This is a genomic window from Azospirillum brasilense, assembly GCF_005222205.1.
Taxonomy (GTDB): Bacteria; Pseudomonadota; Alphaproteobacteria; order Azospirillales; family Azospirillaceae; genus Azospirillum; species Azospirillum brasilense_G.
Genome location: NZ_CP032345.1, coordinates 599,322 through 612,614, shown reverse-complemented (window position 1 = coordinate 612,614; position 13,293 = coordinate 599,322). Strand labels below are relative to the sequence as shown.

Genomic DNA, 13,293 nt, shown 5'->3' with positions numbered 1-13,293 from the left:
TCGGCTGGAATACAATTCTGTTTCGAACCTTTCCGGGTGGGCGCCTGTGGTCGGCGCAGGGGAGACGGGCATGGGCTGCGGGGCTTTTCCGTTTGCATGAGGAAGGCGGGGTGGGGTATTGACCCGCTCCGTATGCCCGAGCACCGCATGCCCACCGGACGTGCGGGCTCTCGCCATGCCGACGGTTTGCCACCCATTCGACGAGACGACGCAGGCCATGCCCGCTGATTCCCTGAGCTCCGCCCTGTTGCCCGCCGGCCTGCACGACGTGCTGCCGCCCGAAGCGGCGCACGAAGCGGCGGCGGTGGCGCGCCTGCTGGCGGACTTCACCGCCCACGGCTATGAGCGCGTCGAGCCGCCGCTGGTCGAGTTCGAGGACAATCTGCTGTCCGGCTCCGGCGCCGCCATGGCGAAGCAGACCTTCCGGCTGATGGACCCGCTGTCGCAGCGCATGATGGCGGTGCGCGCGGACATCACCCCGCAGATCGTGCGCATCGCGACGACGCGCCTGAGGAACGGCGCCCGCCCGGTGCGGCTGTGCTACGCCGGGCCGGTGCTGCGCGTGAAGGGCTCGCAGCTCCGCCCCGAGCGGCAGATCACCCAGGTCGGCGTCGAGCTGATCGGCCCGCTGGAGGCCGAGGCGGACGCCGAGGTGATCCTGCTCGCCGCCCACGCCCTGGAAGGGGTCGGGGTGCGGCATCTGTCGGTGGACCTCTGCGTTCCGACCATGGTGGCGCGGGTCTGCCGCGGCCTGGGTCTGGGCGAGGAGGAAACCGCCCGCCTGCGCGAAGCGTTGGACAAGAAGGACGCGGCGGCGGTGACCGCGGTCGGCGGTCCGGCGGCCTCGCTGCTGCACGCGCTGATGGCCGCCTCCGGCCCGGCGGAGCGCGCCATGGAGGTGCTGTCGGCGCTGCCGCTGCCGGAAACGGCGGAGAAGGACCGGCGCCGCCTGACCGACGCCCTGGGCCTGCTGCGCGCCGCGCGCCCGGATCTGACGATCACCATCGATCTGGTGGAGCACCGCGGCTTCGAGTACCAGACCGGCCTGAGCTTCACCCTGTTCGCGCGCGATGTGCGCGGCGAGCTGGGGGCGGGGGGCCGCTACCGCGCCGGTGTGCGTCCGGGCGTGGAGGAGGAGGGCGAGCCGGGAACCGGTTTCACCCTCTACATGGACACGCTCCTGCGCGCCGTTCCGGCACCGGAGCCGGCCAAGCGCGTTTATGTGCCGCATGGCACCTCCTGGGCCGCGGCGGGCAAGCTGCGCGCCGAGGGCTGGGTCACCGTGGCGGGGCTGGCCCCCGTGGCGGACGCGGCGGCGGAGGCCCGGCGGCTGGACTGCGGCCACCGGCTGGACGGCGGCACGGTCACGCCGCTGACTTGAGACTTCACGAGTGGCGACCCCCGCGCCGCGGGGGCGCCTTTGCATGGGCAACGTTTTCTTTCTGCCTTCTTTTTTTGCGGAGACACACATGGCCAACGTGGCGGTGGTCGGCGCCCAGTGGGGCGACGAGGGCAAGGGCAAGATCGTCGACTGGCTGTCCAGCCGGGCCGACGTGGTGGTGCGCTTCCAGGGCGGTCACAACGCCGGCCACACGCTGGTGATCAACGGCGTGACCTACAAGCTGAGCCTGCTGCCTTCGGGCGTGGTTCGGCCGAACAAGCTGTCGATCATCGGCAACGGCGTCGTCTTCGACCCCTGGGCCTTCATCCGCGAAGTGACGGCGATCAAGAGCCAGGGCGTGGACGTGTCCCCCGCCACGCTCCAGGTCGCCGAGAACGTTCCGCTGATCCTTCCGGTCCACAGCGCGCTCGACAAGGCGCGCGAGGAGGCCCGCGGCGCCGGCAAGATCGGCACGACCGGCCGCGGCATCGGCCCGGCCTATGAGGACAAGGTGGCCCGCCGGGCCATCCGCCTGTGCGACCTCGGCGACGAGGCGGTCCTGAAGGAGAAGGTGGACGCCCTTCTGGCCCACCACAACCTGCTGCTCCGCGGCCTGGGTGCGGCGGAGATGAAGCCGGCGGACCTGCTGGACCCGCTGCGCGAGATCACCCCGCAGGTGCTGCCCTACGCCTCGGTCGTCTGGAAGACACTGGACGAGCTGCGCCGCGCCGGCAAGCGCATCCTGTTCGAAGGCGCCCAGGGCCAGATGCTCGACATCGACCACGGCACCTATCCCTTCGTCACCTCCTCCAACACGGTGGCCGGCAACGCCGCCGCCGGCAGCGGCATGGGCCCGCGCGCCGTCGGCTATGTGCTGGGCATCTGCAAGGCCTACACGACGCGCGTCGGCTCCGGCCCGTTCCCGACCGAGCTGTTCGACGACGTCGGCGAGCTGATCGGCCAGCGCGGCAAGGAGTTCGGCGTGGTCACCGGCCGCAAGCGCCGTTGCGGCTGGTTCGACGCCGTGATGGTGCGCCAGGCGGTGAAGACCGGCGGCATCGACGGCATCGCCATGACCAAGCTGGACGTGCTGGACGGCTTCGACGAGATCAAGGTGTGCGTCGGCTACCGTCTGGACGGGCAGGAGCTGGATTACTTCCCGGCCAACGCCGGCGCCCAGGCCCGCGTCGAGCCGATCTACGAGACCTTCGAGGGTTGGAAGGACAGCACCCAGGGCGCCCGCTCCTGGGCGGAGCTGCCGGCCCAGGCGGTGAAGTACGTCCGTCATGTGGAAGAGCTGATCCAGGCTCCGGTGGCCCTGCTGTCCACCAGCCCGGAGCGCGACGACACCATCCTGATGAACGACCCGTTCCAGGATTGAGGTGACGGTCTAGGCCTCAGGCCCCCTCCCTGACCCTCCCCCACCTTCGGTGAGGGAGGGGACTGATCTCCCTCTCCCGCGTCAGCGGGGGAGGGCCGGGGAGGGGGCCCGATGCGACCACTTCCCCCGCGTTAACAATTTGTTTGCCCTTTTCGAGCGACTAAGGCTGGCACACGCTCGCAGGCTCCGGGGATTCGAACGCCATGCCATCCGATGCCATGACCGCAGCCGCCGCGGATCGGATGATGGCGAACGCCGAGCCGGTCAAGCTGGCCGAGCGGTACGAAATCCACCCCAACGCGCCGCTCGCCGCCCTCAACACCATCGGCGGCAACGCCTACACGGCCAAGCCGCTGCGTGACAAGCGGTCCGAAGCCTTCGCCATCATTGGCCACGGCGCCACGCTGGCCCGCACCGACATCGCCGCCACCATTGCCAGTCTCGACAACCAGGCCCACATGCGCCTGCTCGACTGGGGCATGGTGGACTGGCCGGCGAGCCAGGGGCGCCGCCTCTGCATGATCTTCGAGCGTCCGGCGGGCAAGCGGCTGATGAACAGCCTGACCGAGGCCACGGACCCGATCCCCGAAGACCATCTGACCCGCCAGATCATCCACCCGCTGGTCGCGGCGCTGAAGGAGCTGTCGAGCCGCGGCGTGGTCCATGGCGCGATCCGGCCGACCAACCTCTACTACCGCGATCTGGCCTCCAGCAGCCTGATGCTGGGCGAATGCCTGTCCACCCCGCCGGGCTACGGCCAGCCGGTCCTGCTGGAAACGGTGGAGCGGGGCATGGCCTCCCCGGCCGGGCGCGGCTCCGGCACCATGGCCGACGACCTCTATTCGCTCGGCGTCACGCTGCTGCTCCTGCTGCTGGGCCGCAACCCGGTGGCGACCCTTGAGGACGAGGCGATCCTCCAGGCCAAGATCGAGCGCGGGTCCTACCCGGCGCTGGTCGGCCAGATGCGCCTGCCGCTGGCCATCAGCGAGGTGATCCGCGGCCTGCTGGTGGACGATCCCAAGCAGCGCTGGACGCTCCAGGACCTCGACCTCTGGGTCGCCGGCCGCCGCCTCAGCCCGAAGCAGCCGCAGGTGCCGCGCCGCGCCGCGCGGCCGCTGGAGTTCCAGGGGCAGGATTACTGGCATTGCCGGACGCTGGCCCGCGCCTTCGCGCGCCATGTGGCGCCCGCCGCCACGGTCATCGAGGGCGGCGAGCTGGACAAGTGGCTGCGCCGCTCCATGGGCGACGACGCGCGGGCCGAGGCGGTGGCGAACGCGGTGCAGACCGCCTCGACCACCGGCAAGGGCGGCAGCATGGCCGAACGGCTGGTGTCGCGGGTCTGCATGGCGCTGGACCCCGCGGCGCCCATCCGCTACCGCGGCAAGGCGATGATGCCCGACGGCATCGGCACCATGCTGGCCGACGCCTTCCTGCGCGGCGAGTCGCCCCAGCCCTCCGCCGAGGTGCTGGCCAACCAGCTTCCCATGTTCTGGGTGAGCGTGCAGAGCGACTTCCGGCCGGAGTTCGTGCCGATGGTGCAGAACTTCGATCAGGTCCGCGGGCTGCTGGACCGCACGGGCCACGGGCTGGGGGTGGAGCGCGTGCTCTACGAGATGAACCCGACCATGCCCTGCATCAGTCCGCTGGTTGCCAAGCAGATGCCGACCAACCCGGCGGAGCTGCTGCGCGCGCTCGACTGGATGGGGGCGGGGAGCGAGCGGCACAAAGATCCCATCGACCGCCACATCGCCGCCTTTCTGGCGGTGCGGCACCGGCGGACCGACGAGATGCTCTACACCCAGCTCGGCTCCAGCATCGAGCCGATGCGCCGGGTGATCGCCATGCTGACCATCCTGGCCGACGTGCAGGCGCGGACCGGCACCGACGGGCTGTCGCACCTCGCCGCCTGGGTGGTGTCACTGCTCGATCCGGCCTTCCGCCGCTTCCACAGCCGGCCGCACCAGGACAACGTGCGCAAGCAGGCCGACTCCGCGGCCCACAACGGGCGCCTCGGCGATCTGCTGAAGATCGTCGACGATCCGGAGGCGCTGCGCCGCGACAAGCTGGAGTTCGAGGCCGCCCAGATCGCCTACCGCGAGGCCGACGCCGAGATCAACAAGCTGCGGCAGAGCATCGGCGACCGGAACAGCATCATCGAATCGTCCGGGCGGCAGGTGGCGGCCATCGTGTCGAGCCTGCTGTCGACCATCCTGGTCGGCGGCATCATCCTCTTCTTCGCCTTCTGACGGCGGCCTTCAAACCAAGGATCGGGTGGCACCCATGGCGCGCGGCGGCAAGAGCGGCGGAAAGAAGAAGAAGCGCAAGGGCAGCATGCTGACGCTGATCCTGCTGATCATCCCGGCGGGTCTGGTGGTGCTGCCCACCTCCATCCTGTTCGGCATCGGCATGATCCCGACCATCGTCGCCTACGTCACCGACCGGGATCCGGAGAAGTCGGCGCCGATCACCGTCGGCGGGCTGAATTTCTGCGGCTGCATGCCCTACGCCATCGAGCTGTGGAAGCACAACCACACGATCGGCGCCGCCGGCAAGATCTTCATGGACCCGCTGGCCTGGCTGGTGATGTACGGCGCCGCGGCGATCGGCTGGGCGCTCTATTTCGGGATTCCGCCGATGGTGGCGAATTTCGAGGTGATGCGCGCCGAGAAGCGGGTGAGCGCGCTGAAGGACGTGAAGGTCGGGCTCGTCCAGGAATGGGGGCCGGAGGTCGCCGGCGACCTGTTCGACGAGGCGGGCGGCCTGTCGCCGGACGAGCACGACCAGCTGGCCGAGCCCGCCGGGGCGTGAGGGTACCACCCGATCGCTTCCGATATCCCCTCTCCCCGGAGGGGAGAGGGTTAAGAGGAGACCGTCACCCGGCCAGCTTCTGCTCCACCGCGGCGTTGCGGATGGCCTTCTGGAGCTTCTCGAAGGCGCGCACCTCGATCTGGCGGACGCGCTCGCGGCTGATGCCGTACTTCTGCGAGAGGTCCTCCAGCGTGGTCGGGTTGTCGCGCAGGCGGCGCTCCACCAGGATGTCGCGCTCGCGCTCGTTCAGGTTCTCCATGGCGGCGGTCAGCAGCTTGCGCCGCTTGCCCAGCTCCTCATTCTCGGCCAGGGAGATTTCCTGGTTCGCCGTCTCGTCGACCAGCCAGTCCTGCCACTCGCCCTCGCTGTCGGCGCGCAGCGGCGCGTTCAGCGAATGGTCGGGGGCGCCCAGGCGGCGGTTCATGTTGACGACGTCCTGCTCCGGCACGTCGAGCGTCGTGGCGATGTGGCGCACCTGCTCGGGCGACATGTCGCCTTCCTCGATGGCCTGCATCTGGCCCTTGAGGCGGCGCAGGTTGAAGAACAGCTTCTTCTGGGCCGCCGTGGTGCCCATCTTCACCAGCGACCAGCTGTGCAGGATGTATTCCTGGATGGCGGCGCGAATCCACCACATGGCGTAGGTCGCCAGCCGGAAGCCGCGGTCGGGGTCGAACCGCTTCACCGCCTGCATCATGCCCACGTTGCCCTCGGAGATCAGCTCCGACAGCGGCAGGCCGTAGCCGCGGTAGCCCATGGCGATCTTCGCCACGAGCCGCAGATGGCTGGTCACCAGCTTGTGCGCGGCGTCCGAATCCTCGATCTCCTGCCAGCGCTTGGCCAGCATGTACTCCTCCTCCGCCGCGAGCATGGGGAACTTGCGGATTTCCTGGAGGTAGCGCGAGAGGTTGCTTTCGGAACTGATGACCGGAACGCTGGATATCGTCGCCATGTTGGACCCTCTCCGACGGCTGTTGTTCGTGCCTTCTCACGGGCACACGGCCGTTCACTGTTCTGCGCCGCCTCGCCGTCCGCTTGCCCGTTCGATCCGCCGGGGATGGTCCCGGATGCAAGCGTGAGCGTGGGCGGCTGTTGACGCGAAGAATAACCGACTTCTGCGCGCGGGTATAGTGGATTACAGCGATTCTAAGAAATCTGACAAATCTTTAATATCCGTGGGTAGCGGCGCCTGGAAGCGCACCGTCTCCCCTGTTGCGGGATGGCGGAAGGTCAATCCCACGGCGTGCAACGCCTGCCGTGGAAAGCCAACAAACCGCTCGCGATCGGGTTCCGGCAGGGCAGAGGCGTGCTTGCCGCCGGCGCGGCCGGCACGCCCCTTGCCGTAGAGCGGGTCGCCCACGATGGGGTGGCCGATGTGGGCCATGTGCACGCGGATCTGGTGGGTGCGCCCGGTCTCCAGCGTGCATTCGACCAGCGCCAGCGCGGTGCCGAAGGAGCGGACGACGCGGTAGCGGGTGGCCGCGTGCTTGCCGCCGCCGGTGACCACAGCCATCTTCTTGCGGTCGCTGCTGCTGCGCCCGATGTTGCCCTCGATCCGGCCCTCGCGCGGGGAGGGGACCCCCCAGACCAGCGCCTGGTAGGTGCGGCTGAGCGTACGGCCGGAGAACTGCTCCGTCAGCGCGTGGTGCGCGCGGTCGTTCTTGGCGACGACCATCAGGCCGCTGGTGTCCTTGTCGAGGCGATGGACGATCCCCGGACGCCGCACGCCGCCGATGCCCGACAGGCTGTCGCCGCAATGGGCGAGCAGCGCGTTGACCAGCGTGCCGTCCGGATTGCCGGCGGCGGGGTGGACCACCATGCCCGCGGGCTTGTCGATCACCAACACGTCCTCATCCTCATAGACCACGTCCAGGGGAATGTCCTGGGCCTCGGGCTGTGCAGGTTCAGCTTCGGGGATGAAAACGTCGAAAGTTTGTCCGGGCTTGACCTTCATCGACGGGTCGGTGACCGTCCGCCCGCCGCCGTCCTGCACGCAGCCCTTCTCCAGCAGAGCCTGCACGCGCGACCGCGACAGGCCGGGAAGCCCGGTGGCCAGGGCCTTGTCGAGCCGCTGGCCGCCGGCCTCCTCCGGAACGGTCCAGCGCTGCCGCGTGCCTTCGCCGGTTTCGCCGTCCTCCGTTCCGGTGTATTCGTCCTCATCGTCGTCGAATTCGGTGCGTTCGGGCATCGTTCGGCAAAACTCCTCACATTCGCGCGAGAGTGGACCCCAAACCGTGCAGTTCCTCAAGGCACTCGTCGTCATCATGGGCGTGATGATCATCGCCGGCTTCGCGATCCTCGGCGTCGAACTCTACAAGCGCATCAGCGATCCGGAGCGCCGGGCCGCCGCGGAGACCGAACGGGCCGCTCCCCCGGCGGGCCGGACGGAGGAGATCACGCTGGGCCTGCCGGCGGGCGCGCGCCTGGGCGACCCGGTGGCGGTGGGCAACCGCGTCGTCTTCCGCGTCACCATACCGGACGCCGCGGACCGTCTTTATGTGATGGACCCGCGCACCGGCGCCATCGCCGTGACCGTCACCGCCGGAGCCGCCGCGCCATGACCAACGCCTTTGTGCACGATTTCCGCAGCGACAATGTGGCCGGCGCCGCGCCGGAGGTGGTCAACGCCCTGGCCGCGGCCGCAGTCGGGTCCGCCGACCCCTATGGGCAGGACCCCTGGACCGCCAGCGTGACCCGCCGCCTGTCGGCCCTCTTCGAGGCCGAGGTGACGGTGTTCCCGGTCGCCACCGGGACGGCGGCCAACGCGCTGGCCCTGTCGGCGCTGGTGCCACCCTACGGCGCGGTCTACTGCCACCAGGAGAGCCACATCCACGTCGACGAGTGCGGCGCTCCGGAGATGGCCACCGGCGGGGCCAAGCTGGTGCCGCTGGCGGGGGAGGGCGGCAAGCTGACCCCCACGGCCCTGACCGCGGCGCTGGCCGGGGCGGGCATCGGCGTGGTGCACCGGGTGCAGCCCGCCGCCCTCAGCCTGACGCAGGCGACCGAGGCCGGGACGGTCTACCGGCCGCAGGAGGTGGCGGCCCTGTCCGACGTCGCCCACGCCCACGGCATGGCGGTGCACATGGACGGTGCCCGCTTCGCCAACGCGGTGGCCCGGCTGGGCTGCGCCCCGGCGGAGGTGACCTGGAAGGCCGGGGTGGACGTGCTGTCGCTGGGCGGCACCAAGGGCGGCTGCCTCGCCGCGGAGGCCGTGGTGTTCTTCAACCCGGCGCTGGCCGAGGATTTCGGGTTTCTGCGCAAGCGGGCCGGGCATCTGGTGTCCAAGGGCCGCTTCCTGTCGGCGCAGCTCGACGCCTGGCTGGCCGACGATCTGTGGCTGCGGCTGGCCCGCCACGCCAACGCCATGGCCGACCGGCTGTCGCAGGGCCTCGCCGCCCTGCCGGGGGCGGAGCTGGCTTATCCGGTGGAGGCCAACGAGATCTTCGTGCGTCTCCCCGCCGCGCTGGCCGACGGGTTGGAGGCGGCGGGCTACCGCTTCTACCGCTGGGAGGGGGGGCTGCTGCGTCTGGTCACCGCCTTCGACACGCCGCAGGCCGTCGTGAACTCTTTTCTGAAAATCGCCAAAGATCTGTCAGAAAAGGCTTGATCGGGCAGGGTGGGTTCGCTAAAAACCCGCCACGCCGACGACGCCACGTCGTCAGACGACGAAAGACTGTCCCCTTCGTCTAGAGGCCTAGGACACCGCCCTCTCACGGCGGTAACAGGGGTTCGAATCCCCTAGGGGACGCCACTTTCGTTCGGCTGGCAACCGAGCATCGCCCGATGAAGGTCCCCTTCGTCTAGAGGCCTAGGACACCGCCCTCTCACGGCGGTAACAGGGGTTCGAATCCCCTAGGGGACGCCATCCTTTCCGGCATCAACGATCCACGGCCCGCCTTTCGGCGGGCCGTCGTCGTTTTGGGGCCTTGCGTCGTTTTGGCGCCTTGCACCGGCGCCGTTCCGGTACGCCCTCCCGTCAGGTCTTGCGGATCAGGAAGGACATGGAGTCCGCGGTCTCGTAAAGCGGAACGCCGCAGCGGCAGGCCAGCGCCGCGTAGTCGTAATCGCTGCCGCCGCATTTGTAGCAGCGCAGGGGCAGGCGGGTGCGCCGGTACAGCTCGATCCCGGCGATGTCCGCGTGCAGCGCCTTCACCTCGTCCGCCGTGAAGAAATCCTGGGAGGCCAGATTCGCCGCCATGGCGTCGCTCAGCGGCTGCCCCGTCGACCGGATGTGCTGGAGGGCGAGGAGCACCTGAAGGCTGGTGGCCGGCGGCCGGGGGTAATCGGCGCAATAGGCCCGGTACAGGCTGTGCTCCGGGTGGGAGGTGTGGATGTCCTCCAGAATGTACAGACCGCCGCTGCGCAGGTGGGGCAGGGACTGGGTCAGGCACCAGGCCTGATGCTGGGGGATGTGGCTGCCGTCCTCGATGATGAGATCGAATTTGATGCCGTTGGCCCGCAGGCTGCGCCCGATGTGGTCGGGATCGTTCTGGTCGAACCGCACATACTGGATGCGCTCGTCCTGCGGCCAGTCCGGCTGCGGCTCCAGGATGTCGGCGCCGATGATGAAGGCGTCCGAGAACTGGGAGCGCAGCCAGCGGATCGAATCGCCCCGGAACACCCCGTATTCCAGGATGATCCGCACCGGCCCCAGCGTCTGGAAGGCCTGACGGTAGGTGTCGACGTACTGGTGCCAGTAATGCTTGTCGGAGTTCGTTCCGTCCGCGCTGCTCATCGGTGGTCCCCGCTGTCGGCGATGCCCGATCATACGGGAAATCGCCGGGCGGGGCCGCCGAATTGAGCGCGGAAGAGGCGGGCGGCGTCAGCGTTTCGAAGCGCCGCCGGAGCGGGAGACGCTCAGCTCGGCGACCTCCTCCTGCTTGGCGGCGGGCAGGCCGGCGGAGCGCACCACGCTGGAATCGTGGGGGTGGACGCGGCGCGGGTAGACGCTGTGGACCTTGACCACATAGTCCTGCGTCTCGCGGTAGGGCGGGACGCCCTTGTACTGGACCACCGCCCCTTCGCCCGCGTTGTAGCCGGCCAGCGCCAGCGTCACGTTGCCGTCGAAGTAGGCCAGCAGCCAGCGCAGGTACTTCATGCCGCCGCGCAGGTTCTGCTCGGGGTCGAAGGGCTTGGTCACGCCGAATCGCTCCGCCGTTTCGGGGATGAGCTGCATCAGCCCCATGGCGTTCTTTTCCGACACCACATCCACGCGATAGCCGGACTCCACGGCGATCACCGCCAGCACCAGATCGGGGTCGAGTCCGTAGCTGGGGGCCATCTTGGTGACCATGGCGCGGATTTCCTTGGGCGGCATGCGGATCACGCCCCAGCGCACGCTCGGCGGTTCGCAGCGGTCGGGCGCCTTGCCCGCCGCGCTCTTGCCTGAGGCGCTGGCCGGCTTGACCATCTGCGCGGCGTCCTCGTTGCCCAGCAGGGCGGCGCGGCGCAGCCAGGAGCGGCCAAGCTCCTCGTCCTTCGACACCGCGCCACGCCCGGCCAGATGCATCCGCCCGGCGCGGTAGGCCGCCTCCGCGTAGTCCTGGCGGGCGGCCCGGCAATAGAGGGAGAGGGCCATCCGCTCGTCCCGGTTCACGCCTTTGCCGACCTCGTAGCGCATGGCCAGCTCGTACTGGGCGCGGGCGCTGCCCTTGCTGGCGAGCGCCTCCAGCGCGCGGATCGTGCGCTCGCCGGTGTTCTGGAAGACGGGGGGCTGGGCCGCGGCCGTCTGCACAGCCGGTTGGGCGGATGCGTCCTGGGCCATGGCCGGCGAGGCCGTCAGAAAGGACGCGATCAGCCCGCCGGCGGCGAGGGCCGCCGCTCGTTTCGCCGCTTCGACGCGCTTTCCGCCGATTGGTGAGGCCGGCCGGTCTTTCGGCGTATGCGGGAAGATCGCTGCCTTAGCGCCAACGTCCGGCTGTCCGCGAAAGACGTAATGCGATATGGTTCCGGCCCAGAGAGGAAGCGGAACACAATGAAATAAGACTTCCGCTAAGGGACGGAAACGCCGCCTATACAGAGAAGAAGAACCGCTGGCAGCGGATCTGCGGATGGATGAATGAGCGAATTCATCGTTGGCCATAGACATGGCTATCCCGCAAAGGAGATTTGAGGTCGGTTGGTGAAAGCCAGCCGGCCTTTTCCTTTTGAGCAAAGTCATGAAGCCTCCCGTATGTCCGGAGACGATACCTCATCCCCGATCGAATGCTACGGGAGCAATCGGACGATTCATGGCATTTAGGGGTAATCTCGCCAAATTGTTAAGGGGCTTAGCCTTTTTCCCAACTGGCAGCCCCTGTGGCGCGCCATTACGTACTGATGGACCGACGATTGTCGTTGGAGAATCCGGTTATGCCCCGCGCGCATTTGGCGGAAGGCGGGGGCCGGAGCGATGGTTCGGGCGTTCTCAGACGCGCCCGGAATGATCGGGACATCTTTCGGTACACAGGGAGGCAGCGTTCCACCGATGGCGAATCACGTCGCGAGTTCCTTGCGCCGTCCGGCAAGCAGCCCCGCGCCGCTTGACCCCGTCGCCCTCAAGCCGGTGATGGGAAGCCGCCGTGCGGACGAGGACGAGTTGAACGTTGCGGTCGAAGCCGAGGAGGGCGTCGAAGCCGACGATCCGGCCGCCGATGAGGCGGTGGAAGCGTCCGCGGCGCCGCTGACGCCCCCCGATCCGGCGATCATCGCGCAGATCGAGGCGGAGATTCCCCGCCTGCGCCGTTTCGCCCGCGCCATGGTGCGCGACGCCACGCTGGCGGACGATCTCGTCCAGGAGTGCCTGGAGCGCGCCTTGTCGCGCCTGCATCTCTGGCGGCCCGGCAGCAATCTGCGCGCTTGGCTCTTCACCATCCTGCGCAACCTGCACATCAACGGCATCCGCCGCCGGCAGGCCGTCGTCGACATCGACGGGGAAGGGCAGGCGGCGATTGGCGCCGCCCATGGCGGGCAGTTCGTCCGGCTGGAGCTGCGCGACCTGAAGCGCGCGCTCGGGCTGTTGCCGACCGAACAGCGGGAGGTGGTCCTGCTGATCGGGCTGGAGGGCATCTCCTACGGTGAGGCTGCCGACATCCTCGGCATCTCGATCGGCACCGTGAAGTCGCGCCTGTCGCGCGGACGCCGCGCCCTGCGCCAGCTTATGGAAGGGCACAGCCCGACCGACGAGGACTGACCGGTCCTCGTTTCGTCTCCTCCCACGCCGGACGCACAGAGAAACCGGCAACGCTCCGTATGGGGCGTTGCCGGTCAGGTGCGAGGCTAACATCGAGAGGCTTTCGGGGTACTCGCGAGCCCGGCCATCCGTGACGTGGAAGGCCAGGCACGGGCGCGCTGCGGGAAACGCCCGCCCGGACGGTTCCGGGCGGGTGCTGGGTCTAGCGGCGCCTGACCAGGCCCAGAATCAAACTCGCCGCGAACAGGATCAGGAAAAGGAAGAACAGGATTTGCGCAATGCCCGAAGAGGCTGAAGCAATCCCGCCAAAGCCGAGTGCGCCGGCGATCAGCGCGATCACGAAGAAAACAAGTGCCCAGTAGAGCATCCTAACCTCCCTCGCTCGGTCCGAAGCGCGTTACGGCTCGTCCGGCGCGCAGTCTGTTGAAGGTCCTACTCTGTGAAGAGCGTGTCAGTATTGTGCAGAACACGGCACCGCTCGGAAAGGTTCCCGGACCCCGCCTCGGTAAAGAGCTTTTTTTGGGTAGGGTCGGTTCCAAAAGGGGGAGGCTCATC

12 protein-coding genes and 2 tRNA genes are annotated in these 13,293 nt (G+C 68.7%); 9 read left to right on the top strand and 5 right to left on the bottom strand.

Annotation, left to right across the window (positions count from 1 at the left end; genetic code table 11):
- The first annotated feature begins 217 nt into the window (after window positions 1-217).
- From D3869_RS03095 to D3869_RS03080, 4 genes are all read left to right on the top strand, one after another.
- Window positions 218-1,381 (top strand): ATP phosphoribosyltransferase regulatory subunit, encoded by a 1,164-nt coding sequence (locus tag D3869_RS03095; RefSeq protein ID WP_137138904.1) that lies wholly within the window; start codon window positions 218-220, stop codon window positions 1,379-1,381.
- Between the two features lie 88 nt (window positions 1,382-1,469).
- A complete protein-coding gene (locus D3869_RS03090) occupies window positions 1,470-2,762 on the top strand; it encodes an adenylosuccinate synthase (RefSeq protein ID WP_094302913.1) in 1,293 nt (430 codons plus the stop codon).
- A 203-nt stretch (window positions 2,763-2,965) separates the two neighbouring features.
- Window positions 2,966-5,008, top strand: a complete 2,043-nt coding sequence (locus D3869_RS03085; RefSeq protein WP_137138903.1) for a serine/threonine protein kinase — start codon at window positions 2,966-2,968, stop codon at window positions 5,006-5,008.
- Between the two features lie 34 nt (window positions 5,009-5,042).
- Complete coding sequence (locus D3869_RS03080; protein ID WP_137138902.1) at window positions 5,043-5,570, top strand: hypothetical protein; 528 nt, start codon at window positions 5,043-5,045, stop codon at window positions 5,568-5,570.
- Window positions 5,571-5,634: 64 nt separating this feature from the next.
- Here D3869_RS03080 and rpoH read toward each other — a convergent pair whose 3' ends face one another.
- Window positions 5,635-6,519 (bottom strand): RNA polymerase sigma factor RpoH, encoded by an 885-nt coding sequence (gene rpoH, locus D3869_RS03075; protein WP_114860785.1) that lies wholly within the window; start codon window positions 6,517-6,519, stop codon window positions 5,635-5,637.
- Between the two features lie 183 nt (window positions 6,520-6,702).
- Window positions 6,703-7,755: an RluA family pseudouridine synthase gene (locus D3869_RS03070; RefSeq protein WP_137138901.1), complete on the bottom strand. Its 1,053-nt coding sequence runs from the start codon at window positions 7,753-7,755 to the stop codon at window positions 6,703-6,705.
- A 46-nt stretch (window positions 7,756-7,801) separates the two neighbouring features.
- Between D3869_RS03070 and D3869_RS03065 the strand changes: the two genes are divergently transcribed.
- The 4 genes from D3869_RS03065 (at window position 7,802) to D3869_RS03050 (ending at window position 9,432) form a co-directional block, all read left to right on the top strand.
- On the top strand, window positions 7,802-8,128 hold the full coding sequence (locus D3869_RS03065) for a hypothetical protein (protein WP_137138900.1): 327 nt from the start codon (window positions 7,802-7,804) through the stop codon (window positions 8,126-8,128).
- A complete protein-coding gene (locus D3869_RS03060) occupies window positions 8,125-9,174 on the top strand; it encodes a threonine aldolase family protein (RefSeq protein WP_137138899.1) in 1,050 nt (349 codons plus the stop codon). The genes D3869_RS03065 and D3869_RS03060 overlap by 4 nt, the downstream gene beginning before the upstream one ends.
- A gap of 68 nt (window positions 9,175-9,242) precedes the next feature.
- Window positions 9,243-9,318 (top strand) — tRNA-Glu (locus D3869_RS03055).
- Window positions 9,319-9,356: 38 nt separating this feature from the next.
- Window positions 9,357-9,432: transfer RNA gene (locus D3869_RS03050), tRNA-Glu, on the top strand.
- Between the two features lie 111 nt (window positions 9,433-9,543).
- On the opposite strand, the gene D3869_RS03045 is transcribed toward D3869_RS03050, so the two are convergent.
- Together D3869_RS03045 and D3869_RS03040 are read right to left on the bottom strand one after the other, a co-directional pair.
- The gene (locus D3869_RS03045) at window positions 9,544-10,302 is read right to left on the bottom strand and encodes a class I SAM-dependent methyltransferase (RefSeq protein ID WP_137138898.1); all 759 of its coding nucleotides are present in this window, start codon (window positions 10,300-10,302) and stop codon (window positions 9,544-9,546) included.
- 87 nt (window positions 10,303-10,389) lie between these two features.
- The gene (locus tag D3869_RS03040) at window positions 10,390-11,331 is read right to left on the bottom strand and encodes a transglycosylase SLT domain-containing protein (RefSeq protein WP_137138897.1); all 942 of its coding nucleotides are present in this window, start codon (window positions 11,329-11,331) and stop codon (window positions 10,390-10,392) included.
- A gap of 702 nt (window positions 11,332-12,033) precedes the next feature.
- Here D3869_RS03040 and D3869_RS03035 point away from each other — a divergent pair.
- A complete protein-coding gene (locus D3869_RS03035) occupies window positions 12,034-12,738 on the top strand; it encodes a sigma-70 family RNA polymerase sigma factor (RefSeq protein ID WP_137138896.1) in 705 nt (234 codons plus the stop codon).
- Window positions 12,739-12,940: 202 nt separating this feature from the next.
- Here D3869_RS03035 and D3869_RS03030 read toward each other — a convergent pair whose 3' ends face one another.
- Window positions 12,941-13,105 carry a DUF1328 domain-containing protein gene (locus D3869_RS03030; protein WP_035674837.1) on the bottom strand — a complete coding sequence of 55 codons (165 nt, stop codon included), beginning with the start codon at window positions 13,103-13,105 and terminating at the stop codon, window positions 12,941-12,943.
- Between the last annotated feature and the right edge of the window lie 188 nt (window positions 13,106-13,293).